This window comes from Pseudomonas syringae group sp. 247E2 (genome assembly GCF_032587795.1).
Taxonomy (GTDB): Bacteria; Pseudomonadota; Gammaproteobacteria; order Pseudomonadales; family Pseudomonadaceae; genus Aquipseudomonas; species Aquipseudomonas amygdali.
Genome location: NZ_JAWHPK010000008.1, coordinates 408,269 through 428,123 on the forward strand (window position 1 = coordinate 408,269; position 19,855 = coordinate 428,123).

The following is a 19,855-nucleotide window of genomic DNA, read 5'->3' on the forward strand; positions in this document are numbered from 1 at the left end:
TTCAAAGGTCTTCGTTGGCCCGTTGTCAGCGGGCGTGGCTAATGGAATCTCGGTAGTACCCGTATCGTTCAGCCCGGAGGGCGTCAGCAGGTACGAGGACGGCAGCCCGAACAGCCGCCGACCGTTGTGTCTTGTTATGCGCCGACCACGGTCGGACTTTTGCCCGGAACGAGCGTGGTTGCGCTGGCTGGCGCAATACCTGCTTCGAACTCCGAACGGAAATACTTGATCGCACTGCCCAGCGGTTCAACAGCGCCCGGTGCATGGGCGCAGAAGGTCTTGCCTGGGCCGAGGAAATTGACCAGACCCAGCAGGGTTTCGATATCCCCCGGCTGCCCCTGACCCTTCTCGATGGCGCGAAGCATTTTTACGCTCCATGGCAAACCGTCGCGGCATGGGGTGCAGAAGCCGCAGGACTCCTGAGCGAAGAACTCTTCCATGTTGCGCAGCAGTGAAACCATGTTGACCGAATCGTCGACGGCCATCGCCAGACCGGTGCCCATCCGGGTACCGACCTTGGCAATACCGCCTGCGTACATCTGGGCGTCCAGATGCTCTGGCAGCAGGAAACCCGTACCGGCGCCGCCGGGTTGCCAGCACTTGAGCTTGAAGCCATCGCGCATGCCACCGGCGTAGTCTTCGAACAGTTCGCGAGCCTGTACGCCAAATGGCAGCTCCCACAAACCCGGGTTTTTAACCTTGCCGGAGAAGCCCATCAGCTTGGTGCCGTGGTCTTCACTGCCTTCGCGGGCCAGCGACTTGTACCAGTCGTTGCCGTTATTGACGATGGCGGGCACGTTGCACAGGGTTTCGACGTTGTTTACACAGGTCGGCTTGCCCCAGACGCCTACGGCAGCAGGGAAGGGCGGCTTGGAGCGCGGGTTGGCGCGGCGGCCTTCCAGCGAGTTGATCAGCGCGGTTTCTTCACCGCAGATGTAACGACCGGCACCGGTGTGTACGAACAATTCGAAGTCGAAGCCGGTGCCTAGGATGTTCTTGCCCAGCAGACCGGCAGCCTTCGCTTCGGCCACGGCGCGGTTCAAGTGCCTGGCGGCCGTTACGTATTCGCCACGCAGGAAGATATAGCCACGATAGGCTTTCAGCGCACGCGCACTGATCAGCATGCCCTCGACCAGCAGATGGGGCAGTTGCTCCATCAGCATGCGGTCTTTCCAGGTATTGGGTTCCATCTCATCCGCATTGCACAGCAAATAGCGGATGTTCATGGATTCGTCTTTGGGCATCAGGCCCCATTTAACGCCGGTAGGGAAGCCCGCACCGCCGCGGCCTTTGAGGCCCGAGTCCTTGACCGACTGGACGATATCGTCAGGCAACTGTTGCGTCAGCGCCTTGCGCGCTGCTGCATAACCGTCTTTGGCCTTATACTCGTCGAGCCAGACCGGCTCGCCGTCGTCGCGCAGACGCCAGGTCAGCGGATGGGTTTCTGCCGTGCGCGCAATGCGATTGGCAGGGCCGAAGGAAGTGATGGTCATAGGTAACCCTCCAGCATCTTGGCAACGCCAGCAGGCTGTACATCGCCGAAAGTGTCGTCGTCGACCATCACGGCCGGCGCCTTGTCACAGTTGCCGAGGCAGCAGACCGGCAGCAAGGTGAAGCGACCGTCAGCGGTGGTCTGACCCAGGCCGATGCCCAGTGAACTCTTGATCTCGTCTACCACGTTTTCGTGGCCGCCGATGAAGCACACCATGCTGTTGCAGACGCGAATGATGTGGCGTCCGACCGGCTGGCGGAAGATCTGGCTGTAGAAGGTGGCAACACCTTCGACGTCGCTGGCGGGGATGCCGAGCAAATCGCCGATTGCGTAGATGGCACCATCGGGCACCCAGCCACGCTCTTTCTGAACGATCTTCAGGGCCTCGATGGACGCCGCGCGCGGGTCTTCGTAGTGATGCATCTCGTGCTCGATGGCCGAGCGCTCGGTTTCGCTCAGGGCGAAACGGTCAGTCTGGATTAGCGGGCTATTCATGCTTAGCGGTCCACGTCGGCCATAACGAAATCGATACTACCCAGGTACGCGATCAAGTCCGCGACCATGCTGCCTTTGATCACCGAAGGGATCTGCTGCAGGTGCGGGTAACTCGGGGTGCGGATCCGGGTACGGTAGCTCATGGTGCCGCCGTCGCTCGTCAGGTAATAGCTGTTGATACCCTTGGTCGCTTCGATCATCTGGAAGGACTCGTTGGCCGGCATGACCGGGCCCCACGAAACCTGCAGGAAGTGCGTGATCAGGGTTTCGATGTGCTGCAGGGTGCGCTCTTTCGGTGGCGGCGTGGTCAGCGGATGATCCGCCTTGTACGGGCCTTCCGGCATGTTGCGCATGCACTGATCGATGATCTTGATGCTCTGGCGCATCTCTTCTACGCGGACCATGCAGCGGTCGTAGGCATCGCCATTGGCGGCCAGCGGTACTTCAAACTCGAAGTTCTCGTAGCCGGAGTAAGGGCGTGCCTTGCGCAAGTCGAAATCGCAGCCGGTGGAGCGCAGGCCTGCACCGGTGACGCCCCATTCCAGGGCCTCTTTGGTGTTGTACGCGGCAACGCCCACGGTACGGCCCTTTAGGATGCTGTTCTGCAGGGCAGCCTTGGTGTATTCGTCGAGGCGCTTGGGCAGCCAGTCGACGAAGTCCTTGACCAGTTTCTCCCAGCCACGAGGCAGGTCGTGGGCAACCCCGCCGATGCGATACCAGGCCGGATGCAGACGGAAACCGGTAATGGCTTCGATCACGGTGTAGGCTTTTTGGCGGTCGGTGAACGTAAAGAACACCGGCGTCATGGCACCCACGTCCTGGATGTAGGTACCCAGGAACAGCAGGTGGCTGGTGATACGGAAGAACTCGGCCATCATGATGCGGATGACGTCGACCTTTTCCGGCACCTTGATGCCTGCCAGTTTTTCGACCGAGAGTACGTAAGGCAGGTTGTTCATCACCCCGCCGAGATAATCGATGCGGTCGGTGTACGGGATGAAGCTGTGCCAGGACTGGCGCTCGGCCATCTTCTCTGCACCACGGTGGTGGTAGCCGATGTCCGGAACGCAGTCGACGATTTCTTCGCCATCCAGCTGCAGAATGATACGGAACGCACCGTGAGCGGAAGGGTGGTTCGGCCCCAGGTTGAGGAACATGTAGTCCTCGTTCGCGCCAGAACGTTTCATGCCCCAGTCTTCCGGACGGAAACGTGCGGCTTCCTCTTCCAGTTGCTGTTTGGCGAGTGTCAGGCTGTAGGGGTCAAACTCCGTCGCGCGGGCAGGGAAGTCCTTGCGCAGCGGGTGACCTTCCCAGGTTGGCGGCATCATGATGCGGCTTAGATGCGGGTGTCCCGGAAAGTCGATTCCGAACATGTCCCAGACTTCGCGCTCATACCAGTTGGCATTTGGCCAGATACTGGTGATGGTTGGCACACTCAGGTCGCTTTCAGACAGCGCTACCTTGATCATCACGTCGCTGTTTCGCTCGATCGACAGCAGGTGATAGAACACGGTGAAATCTGCACCGGGCAGGCCGCGACGGTTGGTACGCAGACGCTCGTCCACGCCATGCAGGTCATAGAGCATGGAGTAGGGCTTGGGCACGTTGCGCAGGAACGTCAGAATTTCAAACAGTCGGGCGCGCTCGACCCACAGCACGGGCATACCGGTGCGAGTCGGCTGGGCAGTGAAAGCCTCGGCACCAAAACGGTTGTTCAGTTCAACGACGACATCTTGGTCGTCAGCCTTGTAAGGCGGGATGTACAGAGCGTTGTCTGCAGTCATAGGTCTCAATCACTTCGGTCAACGTACAGAATCAACCCCGGTTCCTGTCTTTTTTATAAGAAGAACGGGCTGGATCAGACTTCGTCGGGGCTGCGCAGGTTGGTCACCTGAATACGCTGTTCGCGGCGCTGTTCCTTTTGCGACGGCATCTCGGCGCGGTATACGCCTTGATCGCCAACGACCCAGGAAAGAGGGCGACGCTCCTTGCCGATGGATTCCTGCAGCAGCATCAAGCCTTGCAGAAATGCTTCGGGGCGGGGCGGGCAGCCGGGCACGTAGACATCCACGGGAAGGAATTTGTCCACCCCCTGGACCACTGAGTAGATGTCGTACATGCCACCGGAGTTGGCACATGAACCCATGGAGATGACCCACTTGGGTTCGAGCATTTGCTCGTAGAGACGCTGGATGATCGGTGCCATCTTGATGAAGCAGGTACCGGCAATGACCATGAAATCCGCCTGCCGTGGCGACGCCCGGATAACTTCCGCACCGAAACGCGCGATATCGTGAGGGGCCGTGAAGGCGGTGGTCATTTCCACATAGCAGCACGACAGGCCGAAATTGTAGGGCCACAGGGAGTTTTTACGTCCCCAGTTGACCGCACCATTCAGCACGTCTTCCAGCTTGCCCATGTAGATGTTTTTGTGGACTTGATCTTCTAACGGATCGGAAACGGTTTCCCGTTTGCCGATGGGGTACTGCTCGTTAGGAGCGTCCGGGTCGATCCTGGTGAGATTATATTGCATCGCCAAAGCCTCATTGTTTCAGCTTCGCTTGCCGATTACGGCGACCTTCAGGAGCCCAGTCAAGAGCGCCAACCCGCCATAGGTAGACAAGACCTGCCAACAGAATTGCTATGAAAACGAGAGCTTCGACGAATCCGGTCCAGCCGCTTTCGCGGACGGACACAGACCAGGCAAAGAGAAAGAGGGCTTCGATGTCAAAGATCACGAAGAGCATCGCGACCAGATAGAATTTTGCGGAGAGCCGCAGGCGCGCACTGCCGGTAGGCAGCATGCCGGATTCGAAAGGTTCGTTCTTGCTGCGGCCCCAGGCTTTGCTTCCGAGCAGGCTGGACAGGCCGAGCATGAAGGCGCAGAGGCCGACAACACCCAAAAGGAAAATGGCGAAGCCCCAGTTGTGGGCAATCAGACCTGTCGATTCGGGCATGCTGGCAGTCCTTGTTAGAGAGCAAAGGTCTCTGTGCTTGATAAAGAGTCGAGGCAGTGACGAAATGTCGCAGTGCGGTCAACGGATTGATTTTATGTGCAAACAGTTGGCAAGTAAATTTTCTACATGAAATTTATTTACGAAATTAATCGCCCGCCGTCCTTTATCAGGGCTGTAAGGCATGCCAGCCGGGCGTCAGCAAGGTTTTGGCTAATTATGTTTCTCGGTGACGAAAAGGAACGAAAGGCAATTTGAATGATAATTAATATCATTTAAATGGACCTGTATAGTTCGCCAAAGGATACTCGGAGCATAGTTATGAAGGACACCGCTTATAAAGTGCGGTTTTTGTAGCATCTGTTCGTGAGCTGCACATTGTCCGAAATCAATACAGGCACTATCTGATACAAAACACAGACCGCCCTTACGGACGGTCTGTGTTTTCAACGCGTTGCGCGGTGTCTCAGTGGAATTGCTCTTCTTCCGTCGAGCCGGTCAGTGCGGTTACCGACGATACGCCGCCCTGAATCACGGTGGTCATGTCATCGAAATACCCCGTGCCCACTTCCTGCTGGTGGGCCACGAAGGTATAGCCCTTGGCAGCATCGGCGAATTCCTGTTCCTGTAGCTTCACGTAGGCAGTCATGTCGTTGCGGGCGTAGTCGTGCGCCAGGTTGAACATGCTGTGCCACATGTTGTGAATGCCTGCCAGGGTGATGAACTGGTGCTTGTAGCCCATGGCCGAAAGCTCGCGCTGAAACTTGGCGATGGTTGCGTCGTCGAGGTTTTTCTTCCAGTTGAAGGACGGCGAGCAGTTGTAGGAAAGCAACTGGTCCGGGTACTCCTTCTTGATTGCTTCGGCGAAGCGGCGTGCCTCGTCCAGATCCGGCTTGGCGGTTTCACACCAGATCAGGTCGGCATAAGGCGCGTAGGCGAGGCCGCGGGAGATTGCCTGATCCAGACCGGCACGTACTTTGTAGAAGCCCTCATGAGTCCGTTCGCCGGTCACGAACGGCTTGTCATAGGGGTCGCAATCGGAAGTCAGCAAGTCGGCAGCGTTGGCGTCGGTGCGGGCCAGAATGATCGTCGGCACACCGGCCACATCGGCGGCCAGGCGCGCAGCAACCAGTTTCTGGACCGCTTCCTGAGTCGGGACAAGTACTTTGCCGCCCATGTGGCCGCATTTCTTCACCGATGCCAACTGATCTTCAAAATGCACCCCGGCGGCCCCCGCCTCGATCATGCTTTTCATCAGCTCGTACGCATTGAGCACGCCGCCGAATCCGGCCTCTGCGTCGGCCACGATGGGCGCGAAATAGTCGATATAACCTTCGTCACCCGGAGCCTTGCCGGCTTTCCACTGGATCTGATCGGCGCGGCGGAACGAATTGTTGATGCGTTTGACCACGGTTGGCACCGAGTCGACTGGATACAGCGACTGATCCGGGTACATCGATTCGGCAGAGTTGTTATCGGCAGCAACCTGCCAGCCGGAAAGGTAGATGGCCTGAATACCGGCCTTGACCTGCTGCACGGCCTGACCGCCGGTCAGAGCGCCCATGCAGTTGACGAAGTCCTTGTCTGGCCGGAAAGACGGCCTGGCGCCTTGGGTCACCAGGTTCCACAGTTTGTCAGCGCCCAGCCGTGCAAAGGTGTGTTCGGGTTGAACCGAGCCACGCAAGCGGACCACATCGGCTGCGGAGTAGGTACGGGTCACGTTTTTCCAGCGCGGATTTTCGGCCCAGTCTTTTTCGAGAGCGGCTATTTGTTGTTCGCGTGTCAGTGCCATTTTGTAAACCCCGAGAAGTAGGTCTTGATTAGAAGTCCTGCTCCGCCAAAACGCCTCGTTTATCGAAGGCACTGTAGATGGCTGCTCGCTGCTCGGAGAGCGACAATCAAAGGCTTTTTGCGCAGCCTCCGATCAGCGGGAGCGAGGCAATCATGCCTCGGGGTATCGGGGTCGTCAAACGATTTGTAGTGCTTTTTAAGTATCACTACATAATTGCGTAATCAGACTGGTGAGTCACTAAAAGGCCCGTAGGTGCTGGGTTTCGCGCCAGCGCAGGCTACTCGAGGGTTTCGACCTTTACGCGCAAAATCATGTCTTCACGACCCTGGGTGGAGTAGCGTTGTGCAAGGCCACGCTGATCAGCAACCGATTGATCGCTATTACTCGCCAGCGTGATCCATTCTCCGAGCCGGCCGCTGACCTGGCTATCGGTACTTTGCACTTTTATGGCATCAGCGCGCTCCTGACTCATGCGGTCATGGTTGGTGCTGATGCTCAGGTGAACGGTATCGCCGGTCACACTGGCAGTGACGTAAAAGCCCTGGGTTACATTGCGATATTCAGTATTGCTTTGGGAGTAGCCATAGGAATCCGTGGACGAGGAGGTCAGTGGAACGCTCTGGCCGATCTGGATAAGTGCTGGCGTACCTTCGCTGGTCTGCACTTGCTGCACGCCGCCCTCACGGCTGGTGGTGCCGTATTCTATGACGCGTGAGCCACTGCTGTTGCGCGCCGCGTTTTCGCTGGTGTCGACGCTGATCAGCAGGCGTTTAGGCGCGGTATCGAGTTGCGCGATAAGGCTGCGAAGCTCTTCTATCTTGCGCGACTCTGCATTGACAATCAGTTGATTGCCATAAGCGCTGACGGAGCCTTCGGTGCCTAGAAAGGATTTAGCTACGGGTAGTAGATCGGCACTGGTGCGGTAATTGAGAGGAACGACTTCGGTCGCTGAAAGGGCCTGAGTACTGAATGCGATCAGCACTGAGGTGATTACCACGTTAAGCAGGTTACGGACTGACATGATCATTCTCCGCGATAAGCGCGTAAAGCATGAGTTTGCCAGTGTATCGGCTATAGCCGGGCAAGCTGAATGGGGCGACACAAAAACGCCCTGGCATTTTTCGTCTCGACCTGAAAAGCGTCTAGCGAAAAAGGGCAGGGCGATCATCATGTAGTGCTTTGAAACGTGCCTACATAATCAGGTTTCAGGTGTCTCGCGGCGCATCTCGACGTGCGGTAAACCGGCTTCGAGAAACTCGTCACTGACCACGGCAAACCCGAAGCGCTGGTAAAACTCGACGGCCTGCACTTGAGCGCTGAGCTTCAGCGGCTCCAGTCCACGTTGTTCGGCCTCGTGGATCACCGCACCGAGCAACGCTTCACCGACTTTCATGCCGCGCCAGTCCTTGAGAACCGACAGCCGACCGATTTCACCGTCGGGCAGCAGGCGAGCGGTGCCTACTGCGTATTCCCCTTCATAGGCGAGAAAATGCACGGCAGTCGCATCTTCAGCGTCCCACTCCAGCTCCGGTGGCACCGATTGCTCGGCGATGAATACCGAATCGCGTATGCGCCGGATGTCGGCGTTGTTTTTCTGCCATTGTGCGACAGCTACGGTGACTTTATTCATCGGCAAATCCCAGACTTCCTTGTTTTACGAGTTCGCAAAGCAGATTGCGTCCATCGTCATCGGCCAACCATTGGCCGAGGTTTTCACTGTGCAATGCGTCGGCAGCACAGATCAGTTTAAGCAATTCGCGCAGACTGCCCGGCAACAGGCGGCTCTGACCACTGGCAAACAGTAGCAGATCGTCGTCGACTTCAGACCAGGCCAGTCTTGCACTCGGGTTGCGAATCAGCACCGCGCCCTGTTCGAGGCTGTCGAGCAAGTCGTCTTCCTCCAGTTCCGGGCCGGTCACCAGTTCAGGGTAGCGCGGTTCGGTCATGAACTGGCCGAACCAGGTCAGCAGCAGGCGCTCGTCACTCATGTGTTCGGTCAGCAGCGCTTTGAGTCGGTCCAGCGCATCGTGCTGGATCTGATGCGGATCGCTGACCGGTTGCGCGTCCGCGTCGGTATAGCGCTCTTCATCCGGGATGAACTGGCTGAGGAAATCGGTGAAATGAGTCAGGACCTCGGCAGCGCTTGGCGCGCGGAAACCGACCGAGTAGGTCAGGCAGTCGTCGACGGCAACGCCGCAGTGAGCCAGGCGTGGCGGCAGGTAAAGCATGTCGCCCGGTTCCAGCGTCCACTCTTCGGTTTTTTCGAATTCGGCAAGGATGCGCAGGTCGGCATGCTGCAGCAGCGGGCTTTCTGCATCGCACATTTGGCCGATCTGCCAATGACGCTTGCCGTGGCCCTGAAGCAGGAACACGTCATAGTTATCGAAATGCGGGCCGACGCTGCCACCTGGGGCGGCGTAGCTGATCATCACATCGTCAATGCGCCAGCTGGGCAGGAAGCGGAAGTTTTCCAGCAGTTCGCTGACTTCTGGAACGAACTGGTCCACGGCCTGCACCAGCAGGGTCCAGTCGCGTTCGGGCAGCTTGCTGAATTCATCCTCCGCAAAGGGACCGCGACGCAGCTCCCAGGGACGCTCGCCGTGTTCGAGGACCAGGCGGGACTCGACTTCTTCCTCTAGAGCAAGGCCAGCCAGCTCGTCCGCATCGATCGGGCTTTGAAAGTCCGGCAGAGCCTGGCGGATCAGCAGTGGTTTTTTCTGCCAGTAGTCACGCAGAAAAACGCGTGCACTGATGCCGCCCAGAAGTTGCAGAGGAATATCAGGATTCATGTGTAAGCCCTTGAAATGAAAACGCCCGGCACAGCCGGGCGTGTGCAATTTTTTTGCGTGTCAGATGCGCTTGGCCTGAGCCGCTGCGTTACCGATGTAGTTGGCTGGCGTGAGCTTTTTCAGCTCGGCCTTTGCTTCGGCAGGCATGTCCAGACCGTCGATGAAAGTCTGCAGCGCTTCCGGGCCGATGCCCTTGCCGCGTGTCAGTTCTTTCAGTTTTTCGTACGGGTTTTCGATGTTGTAACGACGCATGACGGTCTGAATCGGCTCTGCCAGAACTTCCCAGCACGCGTCCAGATCGGCAGCAATGCGCTGCTCGTTCAGTTCCAGCTTGCTGATGCCCTTGAGGCTGGCTTCGTAAGCAATAACGCTGTGGGCGAAACCGACGCCCAGGTTGCGCAGTACGGTGGAGTCAGTCAGGTCGCGCTGCCAGCGAGAGACAGGCAGTTTGCTCGCCAGATGCTGGAACAGCGCGTTGGCGATGCCCAGATTGCCTTCGGAGTTTTCGAAGTCGATCGGGTTGACCTTGTGTGGCATGGTCGACGAGCCGATTTCGCCAGCAATGGTGCGCTGCTTGAAGTAGCCCAGGGATATATAGCCCCAGATATCGCGGTCGAAGTCGATCAGGATAGTGTTGAAACGCGCAATCGCATCAAACAGCTCGGCGATGTAGTCATGCGGTTCGATTTGGGTGGTGTACGGGTTGAAGCCCAGCCCCAGCTCGTCTTCGATGAACGCGCGTGCGTTGGCTTCCCAGTCGATATCGGCATAAGCGGAGAGGTGGGCATTGTAGTTGCCGACCGCACCGTTGATCTTGCCCAGCAAGGGCACTGCGGCGATCTGGTTGATCTGGCGTTCCAGACGGTAAACCACGTTGGCCAATTCCTTGCCCAGCGTGGTCGGGGACGCTGGCTGACCGTGGGTACGCGAGAGCATCGGCACGTCGGCGAAGCGGATCGCCAGTTCACGGATAGCATCGGCAATCTGGCGCATCAGCGGCAGCATCACAGTGTCACGGCCTTCACGCAGCATCAGGGCGTGAGACAGGTTGTTGATGTCCTCGCTGGTGCAGGCAAAGTGGATGAACTCGCTGACCTTGTCCAGCTCCGGCAGCTTGGCAGCCTGCTCCTTGAGCAGATACTCAACGGCTTTGACGTCGTGGTTGGTGGTGCGCTCGATCTCTTTCACGCGCTCGGCGTGCTCAACCGAGAAGTCTTCAGCCAGGGTGTCGAGGATGGCGTTGGCTTGCGCAGAGAACGCCGGGACTTCGGTAATCTGCGGGTGGGCCGCCAGACGCTGGAGCCAGCGAACTTCAACCATCACACGGAAACGGATCAGGCCGTATTCGCTGAAAATAGGGCGCAAGGCCTGGGTTTTGCCGGCGTAGCGGCCATCAACAGGGGAAACCGCAGTGAGCGAAGAAAGCTGCATGGGATGCTCTCGGACAGTCGGGCAACGAAAAGGGCGCATATCATACATGAAAAGTCACTCGGACCGGAGCCCGCTGACCAGCGTAGACAGCGCCGTGCCTGTGGTGGTGAAGGTCATTGGTGCGTGGCGGATCAGCCGTGCAGCAATGGGTAGAGTTCTTTCAATAGCTTGCGACGGCTGAACACCAGTTGCCAGCGATGACCGCCAACTTGTCGCCACAGGCGTGCGGAGCGAATGCCTGCCAGCAGGATGGCGCGAATCTTCGACGCGTTGTTCGGTTGCTGCAGGTTGCGCATGTCGCCCTGGACCTGAATGCGTTGGCGCAGGGTGCTCAGGGTGTCTTCATAAAGGGCGCCGGTCGCAGCGATCACGTTTTCGTGAGCGATGCCGAAATGTTCGACCTGAGACTGAATCACCGGGATGCGCCTGCCGATGATTTCGAGCAAGTCGTCGCGCTTGGCCAGCTGTCGCTCCAGGCCGAGCATCGACAGGGCGTAACGCAGCGGTTCGCGCTGCAGTGTTGCAGGATCGCGTTCCAGAGCGCTGGCCATGGCGCGATAGCCTTCGTGCAGGTTGAGGTCATCGCCGCCGTAGACGTCCAGCGTATCCTTCGGGTCAACCACCAGCAGGCTGCCGAGCATGCAGCTCAGCGCGGCTTCGCTGACCTGTCCGGTCTTGGCGATCCGGTCGACCAGTACGGCGGCCTGAAATACGCCACCCAGAGCGATCAGTTGTTCCTGAATCGGGGTCATCAACGCTTGTCCTTGCTGGTCCAGGGTTCGGCAATTTCGATCACGCCGCCGCCCAGACATATTTCGCCATCGTAGAACACCACGGACTGTCCGGGTGTGACGGCCCGCTGCGGATCATCGAATGTGGCTCGGTAGCCGTCGGCGGTCTTTTCCAGTGTGCATGGCTGGTCGCCCTGACGATAACGGACTTTGGCCGTGAGTTTGCGCGGGCTGCTCAGATCAATCGGGTTGACCCAGTAGATTTCCGAAGACACCAGTGCGCGGGAGAACAGCCACGGGTGGTCGTTGCCCTGGCCAACGATCAGTTCGTTGTTGTCCAGATCCTTGACCAGCACGTACCACGGATCATCGCTGGCGTCCTTGAGGCCGCCAATCCCAAGGCCCTGGCGCTGGCCGATGGTGTGATACATCAGGCCGCTGTGACGACCGATGACTTCACCTTCGGTGGTCTTGATCTCTCCGGGCTGGGCGGGCAGGTACTGACGCAGGAAGTCGGTGAAACGGCGCTCGCCAATGAAGCAGATTCCGGTGGAGTCCTTCTTTTTAGCCGTCGCCAGGCCGTGTTTCTCAGCAATGGCACGTACTTCCGGTTTTTCCAGCTCGCCCACCGGAAACAGCGTCCGGGCGATCTGTTCGCCACCGACGGCATGCAGGAAGTAGCTTTGATCCTTGTTCGGGTCCAGGCCCTTGAGCAGTTCGGTGCGGCCATCGGTATCGCGACGGCGCACGTAGTGACCAGTGGCGATCAGGTCGGCACCCAGCATCAGCGCATAGTCGAGAAACGCCTTGAACTTGATTTCCCGGTTGCAAAGGATGTCCGGGTTGGGGGTGCGCCCGGCCTTGTACTCTTCAAGGAAATGTTCGAAGACATTGTCCCAGTACTCGGCAGCGAAGTTGGCCGTGTGCAGTTTGATGCCGATCTTGTCACACACGGCCTGGGCATCTGCCAGGTCTTCGCGGGCGGTGCAATATTCCGTTCCGTCGTCTTCTTCCCAGTTCTTCATGAACAAGCCTTCCACCTGATAACCCTGCTCCATGAGCAGTACGGCGGAAACGGAAGAGTCCACGCCGCCGGACATGCCGACTATGACGCGCTTCATTTCTGAGTTCGAGGGGGCTGGATCACGCATGGGGATTCAACGGCTGACCTGTAAAAGGACGCGATTCTATCAGGCTGAGGGCGTCGAGTCTCACGCCTTGTCGCGCAGCAGGTCGAGACTGAAATGTTCGGCATTGAGGTAATCGTCCAGGCAGCGCAGTACCAGCTCGCTGCGCCAGCGTTCCTGTTGGGCCAGCAGTTCCTCGCGAGTCAGCCAGACGGCGCCAATGATGCCTTCGTCCAGCTGATATTCAGGGTTATGGCGTATGGCCTTGGCGGCGAAACATATCCGCTGGTAGGTCACGCCGTTGCTCGGCGCGGTGTACAGGTAAATGCCCACCACGCTGGTCAGTTCGACATCCCAGCCGGTTTCTTCAAGAGTCTCCCGCACTGCCGCACGTTGCAGGCTCTCGTTCGGGTCGAGGTGCCCGGCGGGTTGGTTGAGTACGGCGCGTCCGCCTTTCATTTCTTCGACGAACAGGAAGCGTCCCTGATCTTCGACGATGGTGGCGACGGAAACGTGGGCTTGCCAGGTCATGGATTGATCCTCTGCTGCCAGATAAGAATGTTCAGTATGTGGCCTGCCGGTCTGTCTTTGGCTTTAATGCAAAAGCCCCGACACGCGGGCCGGGGCTTTTGGCTGGGCGACGCAGTAATGCGTCGCACCGGTCTCATGCCGCTTACGCTTTCAACGCATCGATAGCTGCGTTGAGCGTGGCGCTTGGGCGCATGGCCTTGCTGGTGACTTCCGGGTTAGGGAAGTAGTAGCCGCCAATTTCTACCGGCTTGCCCTGAACAGCGTTCAGCTCGGCAACGATTTTTTCTTCGTTGTCAGTCAGGGTTTTGGCCAAAGGCGTGAACTGTGCCTTGAGGTCTGCATCGTCGTTTTGAGCAGCCAGTGCCTGAGCCCAGAACAGGGTCAGGTAGAAATGGCTGCCGCGGTTGTCGATGCCGCCGACCTTGCGCGAAGGCGACTTGTTGCGGTCCAGGAACTCGCCAGTGGCCTGGTCGAGGGTCTTGGACAGAACCAGCGCTTTCGGGTTGTTGTAGGCATTGCCCAGATGTTCCAGGGACGCCGCCAGAGCCAGAAACTCGCCCAGCGAATCCCAGCGCAGGAAGTTTTCTTCAACAAACTGCTGCACATGCTTGGGAGCCGAACCGCCAGCGCCGGTTTCGAACAGACCGCCGCCGTTCATCAGCGGAACGATCGACAGCATTTTCGCACTTGTGCCCAGTTCCATAATCGGGAACAGGTCGGTCAGGTAATCGCGAAGCACGTTGCCCGTTACCGAGATCGTGTCCTTGCCGGCGCGAGTGCGTTCCAGGGTCAGCTTCATCGCGTCGACAGGTGACAGGATCTGGATATCCAGGCCCGACGTGTCGTGGTCGCCCAGGTACTTGCGGACTTTCTCGATCATCACGCTGTCATGGGCGCGAGACGAATCCAGCCAGAAGATAGCCGGTGTGTTGCTGGCGCGAGCGCGGTTGACGGCCAGTTTTACCCAATCCTGGATCGGCGCGTCCTTGGCCTGACACATGCGCCAGATATCGCCCGCTTCGACGTTCTGTTCCATCAGCAGGTTGCCCTGGCTGTCGGTTACACGAACCACGCCGTTGGTCTGGATGTGGAAAGTCTTGTCGTGGGAGCCATATTCTTCGGCTTTTTGAGCCATCAGGCCAACGTTCGGTACGCTGCCCATAGTGGTCGGGTCGAATGCGCCATTTTTCTTGCAGTCTTCGATGACCGCTTGATAGATGGTGGCGTAGCAGCGATCCGGGATCACTGCCTTGGCATCGTGCAGTTGACCATCTGTGCCCCACATCTTGCCGGAGTCACGGATCATCGCTGGCATCGATGCGTCGACAATTACGTCGCTCGGCACGTGCAGGTTGGTGATGCCCTTGTCGGAGTTGACCATCGCCAGTTGTGGGCGAGTGGCGTAGACCGCTTCGATGTCAGCCTTGATTTCGGCCTGTTTTTCAGCAGGCAGGCTGGTGATGCGCTCGTACAGGTCACCGATGCCGTTGTTCAGGCTGAAGCCGATCTGCTTCAGCGTGTCAGCGTGCTTGGTCAATGCATCCTTGTAGAACTCATCAACGATCTGGCCGAACATGATCGGGTCGGAGATCTTCATCATGGTGGCTTTCAGATGCACCGAGAACAGAACGCCTTGCTTGCGGGCGTCTTCGATCTCGGCGGCAATGAAGCCGCGCAGAGCTTTGGCGCTCATTACCGAGCAGTCAACGACTTCGCCAGCCTTGACGGCGGTTTTTTCCTTCAGAACGGTGGTGGTGCCATCCTGAGCGATCAGTTCGATTTTAACGGTGTTGTCGGCTGCGATCTGGGCTGCTTTTTCGCTGCCGTAGAAGTCGCCGTTGCTCATGTGCGCAACGTGGGCCTTGGAGTCGGCAGACCAGGCGCCCATCTTGTGTGGGTGCTTGCGAGCGTAGTTCTTGACCGACAACGGTGCGCGACGATCGGAGTTGCCTTCGCGCAGCACCGGGTTCACGGCGCTGCCCTTGGTCTTGTCGTAGCGTGCGCGGGTTTCTTTTTCCGCGTCAGTGACAGGGTTTTCAGGGTAGTCGGGAATCTTGTAGCCCTGATCCTGAAGCTCCTTGATGGTCGCCTTCAATTGAGGGACCGAGGCACTGATGTTAGGCAGCTTGATGATGTTGGCTTCTGGCGTAGTGGCCAGTTTGCCCAGCTCGGCGAGATGATCCGGCACTTGTTGATCGGCGCCAAGCGACTCCGGGAAGCTTGAAAGAACACGGCCCGCCAGGGAGATGTCGCGCGTTTCCACGTCGATATCGGAGGAGGCTGTGAAAGCTTCGATAATAGGCAGCAGCGAATAGGTGGCGAGGGCCGGAGCTTCGTCGGTGAAGGTGTAGATGATCTTCGAGCGGTTGGACATTCGTATTAACTCTCTGTTTTGCTGAGCATGCACAAAATCTCGATACGCGCAGGGTATGCACTCTTGCCCACGGTTCGGCCATGGGCCCAGGTCGAGGTTCATTCGCGGTGATGTTGGGTGCATCAGTCGAGCGTCAAGCTGTCAGGCCAGGTAGCGACCCGACGCATAGGAAGGTTGAGGGTCTGATTTCAGACGGGTCAGCCTTTATGACTCTTCGGTCACGGCGCGAGTATATCAAACCATTGGCGCGAGGCATTAATGCTATGCGTGCTATCGAATAATGAACATCCGCCGTTGGTCGAACGACCGGGATGTCTACGAGGTGTCAATCAGGCGTCAAGAGGCGGGATCTGGCGGAGGAGTGGGGCGCTGATGGCTCTGTCACGGTAGGGGCATCCGCGGTGCAATAACCGCTAATTCGATACCCTGTGGAGTCGCATCGGTTCAAGCTACCAAAGCTGCGGTTTCTTAAGATCCGGTACAGGCTCATTGCGTGTTTCTGATTACTCAGTCAACTGGCGCGAAAGGCCATTGATCTGCTGTCAGGCTGTTTCCATGGAGGACTTCAAGCGTGTGCATGTTCAGGTTCATGCTCAGACGCAGCATGGGTTTCCTTCACGGGCTCACCTGCTTTAGCCAGCAATGGCGCGATATTCACGGCATGCAGCCCTTTTGGCCCCTGAATGATTTCAAAACTGACCGGCTGGCCGGCTTTGAGGGTCTTGTAACCTTCCATCTGGATGGTCGAAAAATGGGCGAACAAGTCGTCATCCGGCTTGCCGTCTTCGATTATGAATCCATAACCTTTTGCATTGTTGAACCACTTGACTTTTCCGTTAAGCATCGCCATATCCCTCTGCAAAGGACTCCGTCAGGAGTATCATCCACTTCAATCCGCCTCCCCAAAAATTTTGGTTGACTGCGCGGACCCTTTTTACCCAATGTGGGCTCTATTGTTTGTAACACCGTTTAGCTGATAGTCAAGGTCATGTGGCGGTCTGTTTGAAAAGCGTCCAAACTGCGACTGACAGCTCAATCCGCCCTCAAACGAACATTTCTTTCCATGCATGCATTTAGCAAGATTCGACTAACATTCAATCAGGACAGTCCGCAGTCGCACGAGGACGACGCGGCAGGCATCGCGGTGCAGGACGCCAAGCCGACCCTGCAGGCGCCACCGATGTACAAGGTGGTTTTATTCAACGATGACTACACCCCGATGGATTTCGTCGTAGAAGTACTCGAGGTGTTTTTTAACCTGAATCGTGAGCTGGCCACCAAAGTCATGCTGGCCGTCCATACAGAGGGACGGGCAGTCTGCGGATTGTTTACCCGCGACATCGCCGAGACCAAGGCAATGCAGGTCAATCAATACGCCAGGGAGAGCCAGCATCCGCTACTCTGTGAGATCGAGAAGGACGGTTAAACGCCGACCACTTGGGTATGAGGTGAAGCTATGTTAAACCGTGAGCTCGAAGTCACCCTCAATCTTGCCTTCAAGGAGGCACGTTCGAAGCGTCATGAGTTCATGACGGTCGAGCACCTCCTGCTGGCTCTATTGGATAATGAGGCTGCAGCCACTGTTCTGCGTGCCTGCGGTGCAAACCTCGATAAACTCAAGCATGATCTGCAGGAGTTCATCGACTCCACCACTCCGCTGATCCCCGTTCATGACGAGGATCGCGAGACACAACCGACGCTCGGGTTCCAGCGTGTGCTGCAACGGGCAGTTTTCCACGTGCAGAGCTCCGGCAAGCGCGAAGTAACCGGCGCCAACGTGCTGGTTGCAATTTTCAGTGAGCAGGAAAGCCAGGCCGTGTTTCTGCTCAAGCAGCAGAGCGTGGCCCGGATTGATGTCGTCAACTATATCGCCCACGGTATCTCCAAGGTTCCGGGGCATGGCGAACACTCTTCTGAAGGTGAACAGGATATGCAGGACGACGAGGGCGGTGAAGCATCTTCCTCAGGCAATCCTCTGGATGCCTATGCCAGCAATCTGAACGAATTGGCGCGCCAGGGGCGCATCGATCCGCTGGTCGGTCGCGAAAGCGAAGTCGAGCGCGTAGCTCAGATTCTGGCTCGTCGTCGCAAGAACAACCCGTTGCTGGTCGGTGAGGCTGGGGTCGGTAAAACGGCTATTGCCGAAGGCCTGGCCAAGCGTATCGTGGACAATCAGGTCCCTGATTTGCTCGCCAGCAGCGTTGTCTACTCGCTTGATCTGGGTGCCCTGCTGGCCGGGACCAAATACCGCGGCGATTTCGAGAAGCGTTTCAAAGCGTTGCTCAATGAGCTGCGCAAGCGTCCTCAGGCGATCCTGTTCATTGACGAGATCCACACCATCATTGGTGCTGGTGCGGCATCAGGCGGGGTGATGGATGCCTCCAACCTGCTAAAACCGTTGCTGTCGTCTGGCGAGATCCGTTGCATCGGCTCCACGACCTTTCAGGAGTTTCGCGGGATTTTCGAAAAAGACCGCGCTTTGGCGCGTCGCTTCCAGAAAGTCGATGTGTCCGAGCCTTCGGTCGAAGACACCATCGGCATCCTTCGTGGCCTGAAAAGCCGTTTCGAGCAGCATCACAGCATCGAGTACAGTGACGAAGCGCTGCGCGCCGCAGCTGAGCTTGCGTCGCGTTACATCAATGACCGTCATATGCCCGACAAGGCGATCGATGTTATTGATGAAGCCGGTGCCTACCAGCGTCTGCAGCCTGTCGAGCAGCGCGTCAAGCGCATCGATGTGCCTCAGGTCGAAGACATCGTCGCCAAGATCGCGCGTATTCCGCCAAAACACGTCAACAGTTCGGACAAGGAGCTGCTGCGTAACCTGGAGCGCGATCTGAAGCTCACCGTGTTTGGTCAGGATGCAGCCATTGACTCGTTGTCTACGGCGATCAAGCTTTCGCGTGCAGGCCTCAAGTCGCCTGACAAGCCGGTCGGTTCGTTCCTGTTCGCAGGCCCTACCGGTGTCGGCAAGACCGAAGCCGCTCGCCAGTTGGCCAAGGCGTTGGGTGTCGAGCTGATTCGTTTCGACATGTCCGAGTACATGGAGCGGCATACCGTTTCCCGTCTGATCGGCGCGCCTCCGGGCTACGTCGGTTTCGATCAGGGCGGTCTTTTGACCGAAGCCATCACTCGTCAACCGCATTGCGTGCTGCTGCTCGATGAAATCGAAAAGGCTCACCCGGAAGTCTTCAACCTGCTTTTGCAGGTGATGGACCACGGTACGCTGACCGATAACAATGGGCGCAAGGCAGATTTCCGCAATGTGATCGTGATCATGACCACCAATGCCGGGGCTGAGTCCGCCGCGCGTGCTTCGATCGGTTTCACGCATCAGGACCACTCGTCTGATGCGATGGAAGTGATCAAGAAGAGCTTCACGCCGGAGTTCCGCAACCGTCTGGACACCATCATTCAGTTTGGCCGTCTCAGCCACGAAGTCATCAAGAGCGTGGTCGACAAGTTCCTTACCGAGCTTCAGGCCCAGCTGGAAGACAAGCGCGTACTGCTCGAAGTGTCCGAGGCGGCGAGAAACTGGCTGGCGCAGGGTGGTTACGATGCGGCGATGGGTGCCAGACCGATGGCTCGCCTGATTCAGGACAAGATCAAGCGGCCACTGGCCGAAGAGATCCTGTTCGGCGAATTGTCAGAGCACGGCGGTGTGGTTCACATCGATATCAAGGATGGCGAGATTACCTTCGACTTCGAAACCACAGCAGAAATGGCCTGACGCCCAAGCCTCGCTCCGCATCGTGAATGGATGCGGGGCAGGCCGAGGTCTCTGGTTGTATGAAACAGGCAAACAAAAACGCCCGGCTTATGCCGGGCGTTTTCGTCAATGCCTGTTTAACGAGCGCGGTAGGTGATGCGCCCTTTGCTCAGGTCATAGGGCGTCAGTTCTACACGCACTTTGTCACCGGTCAGAATACGGATGTAATTCTTGCGCATCTTGCCGGAGATATGCGCGGTTACGACGTGCCCGTTTTCCAACTCCACGCGGAACATGGTGTTGGGCAGGGTGTCGACGACAGTGCCTTCCATTTCGAAGCTGTCTTCTTTCGACATGCAGTAAAGCCCTCGGTATACAAATGAGTGGCCCGGTGCAAGTGGCGCCAGGCAAAAGCGGCGTGCATTGTGCC

At 57.8% G+C, this 19,855-nt stretch carries 18 protein-coding genes; 2 read left to right on the forward strand and 16 right to left on the reverse strand.

Annotated elements, in window-relative coordinates; translation table 11 throughout:
• Positions 1-134: 134 nt before the first annotated feature.
• The 15 genes from nuoF to cspD form a co-directional block, all read right to left on the reverse strand.
• Positions 135-1,493, reverse strand: a complete 1,359-nt coding sequence (gene nuoF / locus RYC18_RS09075) for an NADH-quinone oxidoreductase subunit NuoF (RefSeq protein WP_316885382.1) — start codon at positions 1,491-1,493, stop codon at positions 135-137.
• Positions 1,490-1,987, reverse strand: a complete 498-nt coding sequence (gene nuoE, locus RYC18_RS09080; protein ID WP_002554014.1) for an NADH-quinone oxidoreductase subunit NuoE — start codon at positions 1,985-1,987, stop codon at positions 1,490-1,492. Before nuoE ends, nuoF begins: the two co-directional genes overlap by 4 nt.
• A 2-nt stretch (positions 1,988-1,989) precedes the next feature.
• Positions 1,990-3,771 (reverse strand): NADH-quinone oxidoreductase subunit C/D, encoded by a 1,782-nt coding sequence (nuoC, locus tag RYC18_RS09085; protein WP_002554013.1) that lies wholly within the window; start codon positions 3,769-3,771, stop codon positions 1,990-1,992.
• Between the two features lie 74 nt (positions 3,772-3,845).
• Complete coding sequence (locus RYC18_RS09090) at positions 3,846-4,520, reverse strand: NuoB/complex I 20 kDa subunit family protein (RefSeq protein WP_002554012.1); 675 nt, start codon at positions 4,518-4,520, stop codon at positions 3,846-3,848.
• Positions 4,521-4,530: 10 nt separating this feature from the next.
• Positions 4,531-4,944 carry an NADH-quinone oxidoreductase subunit A gene (locus RYC18_RS09095; RefSeq protein ID WP_002554011.1) on the reverse strand — a complete coding sequence of 138 codons (414 nt, stop codon included), beginning with the start codon at positions 4,942-4,944 and terminating at the stop codon, positions 4,531-4,533.
• A 463-nt stretch (positions 4,945-5,407) separates the two neighbouring features.
• Positions 5,408-6,733 (reverse strand): isocitrate lyase, encoded by a 1,326-nt coding sequence (gene aceA, locus RYC18_RS09100; protein WP_005731868.1) that lies wholly within the window; start codon positions 6,731-6,733, stop codon positions 5,408-5,410.
• Between the two features lie 277 nt (positions 6,734-7,010).
• Positions 7,011-7,754: a secretin N-terminal domain-containing protein gene (locus RYC18_RS09105; RefSeq protein ID WP_005745710.1), complete on the reverse strand. Its 744-nt coding sequence runs from the start codon at positions 7,752-7,754 to the stop codon at positions 7,011-7,013.
• Between the two features lie 177 nt (positions 7,755-7,931).
• Entirely contained in the window at positions 7,932-8,363 is a 432-nt protein-coding gene (locus tag RYC18_RS09110) for a GNAT family N-acetyltransferase (protein ID WP_002554008.1), read from the reverse strand.
• Positions 8,356-9,522, reverse strand: a complete 1,167-nt coding sequence (locus tag RYC18_RS09115; RefSeq protein WP_002554007.1) for a cupin domain-containing protein — start codon at positions 9,520-9,522, stop codon at positions 8,356-8,358. Before RYC18_RS09115 ends, RYC18_RS09110 begins: the two co-directional genes overlap by 8 nt.
• Before the next feature lie 60 nt (positions 9,523-9,582).
• Positions 9,583-10,953, reverse strand: a complete 1,371-nt coding sequence (gene purB / locus RYC18_RS09120) for an adenylosuccinate lyase (RefSeq protein WP_004659494.1) — start codon at positions 10,951-10,953, stop codon at positions 9,583-9,585.
• Positions 10,954-11,084: 131 nt separating this feature from the next.
• Entirely contained in the window at positions 11,085-11,705 is a 621-nt protein-coding gene (gene hflD, locus RYC18_RS09125; RefSeq protein WP_002554006.1) for a high frequency lysogenization protein HflD, read from the reverse strand.
• Positions 11,705-12,835 carry a tRNA 2-thiouridine(34) synthase MnmA gene (gene mnmA / locus RYC18_RS09130; protein WP_016982233.1) on the reverse strand — a complete coding sequence of 377 codons (1,131 nt, stop codon included), beginning with the start codon at positions 12,833-12,835 and terminating at the stop codon, positions 11,705-11,707. The genes hflD and mnmA overlap by 1 nt, the downstream gene beginning before the upstream one ends.
• Before the next feature lie 60 nt (positions 12,836-12,895).
• A complete protein-coding gene (locus RYC18_RS09135) occupies positions 12,896-13,342 on the reverse strand; it encodes an NUDIX hydrolase (RefSeq protein ID WP_005780025.1) in 447 nt (148 codons plus the stop codon).
• Positions 13,343-13,484: 142 nt separating this feature from the next.
• Positions 13,485-15,716, reverse strand: a complete 2,232-nt coding sequence (locus RYC18_RS09140) for an NADP-dependent isocitrate dehydrogenase (protein ID WP_005745703.1) — start codon at positions 15,714-15,716, stop codon at positions 13,485-13,487.
• A 565-nt stretch (positions 15,717-16,281) separates the two neighbouring features.
• Positions 16,282-16,566 (reverse strand): cold shock domain-containing protein CspD, encoded by a 285-nt coding sequence (cspD, locus tag RYC18_RS09145; RefSeq protein WP_005731877.1) that lies wholly within the window; start codon positions 16,564-16,566, stop codon positions 16,282-16,284.
• Positions 16,567-16,779: 213 nt separating this feature from the next.
• On the opposite strand from cspD, the gene clpS reads away from it, so the two are divergent.
• The gene (gene clpS, locus RYC18_RS09150; protein WP_002554001.1) at positions 16,780-17,142 is read left to right on the forward strand and encodes an ATP-dependent Clp protease adapter ClpS; all 363 of its coding nucleotides are present in this window, start codon (positions 16,780-16,782) and stop codon (positions 17,140-17,142) included.
• A gap of 30 nt (positions 17,143-17,172) precedes the next feature.
• Positions 17,173-19,446, forward strand: coding sequence for an ATP-dependent Clp protease ATP-binding subunit ClpA (gene clpA / locus RYC18_RS09155; protein WP_316885401.1), 2,274 nt, complete (start codon positions 17,173-17,175; stop codon positions 19,444-19,446).
• Positions 19,447-19,562: 116 nt separating this feature from the next.
• Here clpA and infA read toward each other — a convergent pair whose 3' ends face one another.
• Positions 19,563-19,781 (reverse strand): translation initiation factor IF-1, encoded by a 219-nt coding sequence (gene infA / locus RYC18_RS09160; protein ID WP_002553999.1) that lies wholly within the window; start codon positions 19,779-19,781, stop codon positions 19,563-19,565.
• Positions 19,782-19,855: the final 74 nt, after the last annotated feature.

Bases quoted from the DNA above. Each gene is read 5' to 3' on its own strand.
- RYC18_RS09090 (WP_002554012.1), bottom strand. From the start codon at position 4,520: ATGCAATATAATCTCACCAGGATCGACCCGGACGCTCCTAACGAGCAG.
- nuoF (WP_316885382.1), bottom strand. From the start codon at position 1,493: ATGACCATCACTTCCTTCGGCCCTGCCAATCGCATTGCGCGCACGGCA.
- mnmA (WP_016982233.1), bottom strand. From the start codon at position 12,835: ATGCGTGATCCAGCCCCCTCGAACTCAGAAATGAAGCGCGTCATAGTC.
- clpS (WP_002554001.1), top strand. From the start codon at position 16,780: ATGCATGCATTTAGCAAGATTCGACTAACATTCAATCAGGACAGTCCG.
- clpA (WP_316885401.1), top strand. From the start codon at position 17,173: ATGTTAAACCGTGAGCTCGAAGTCACCCTCAATCTTGCCTTCAAGGAG.
- RYC18_RS09110 (WP_002554008.1), bottom strand. From the start codon at position 8,363: ATGAATAAAGTCACCGTAGCTGTCGCACAATGGCAGAAAAACAACGCC.
- RYC18_RS09115 (WP_002554007.1), bottom strand. From the start codon at position 9,522: ATGAATCCTGATATTCCTCTGCAACTTCTGGGCGGCATCAGTGCACGC.
- aceA (WP_005731868.1), bottom strand. From the start codon at position 6,733: ATGGCACTGACACGCGAACAACAAATAGCCGCTCTCGAAAAAGACTGG.
- RYC18_RS09140 (WP_005745703.1), bottom strand. From the start codon at position 15,716: ATGTCCAACCGCTCGAAGATCATCTACACCTTCACCGACGAAGCTCCG.
- cspD (WP_005731877.1), bottom strand. From the start codon at position 16,566: ATGGCGATGCTTAACGGAAAAGTCAAGTGGTTCAACAATGCAAAAGGT.
- RYC18_RS09095 (WP_002554011.1), bottom strand. From the start codon at position 4,944: ATGCCCGAATCGACAGGTCTGATTGCCCACAACTGGGGCTTCGCCATT.
- hflD (WP_002554006.1), bottom strand. From the start codon at position 11,705: ATGACCCCGATTCAGGAACAACTGATCGCTCTGGGTGGCGTATTTCAG.
- nuoE (WP_002554014.1), bottom strand. From the start codon at position 1,987: ATGAATAGCCCGCTAATCCAGACTGACCGTTTCGCCCTGAGCGAAACC.
- nuoC (WP_002554013.1), bottom strand. From the start codon at position 3,771: ATGACTGCAGACAACGCTCTGTACATCCCGCCTTACAAGGCTGACGAC.
- RYC18_RS09135 (WP_005780025.1), bottom strand. From the start codon at position 13,342: ATGACCTGGCAAGCCCACGTTTCCGTCGCCACCATCGTCGAAGATCAG.
- purB (WP_004659494.1), bottom strand. From the start codon at position 10,953: ATGCAGCTTTCTTCGCTCACTGCGGTTTCCCCTGTTGATGGCCGCTAC.
- infA (WP_002553999.1), bottom strand. From the start codon at position 19,781: ATGTCGAAAGAAGACAGCTTCGAAATGGAAGGCACTGTCGTCGACACC.
- RYC18_RS09105 (WP_005745710.1), bottom strand. From the start codon at position 7,754: ATGTCAGTCCGTAACCTGCTTAACGTGGTAATCACCTCAGTGCTGATC.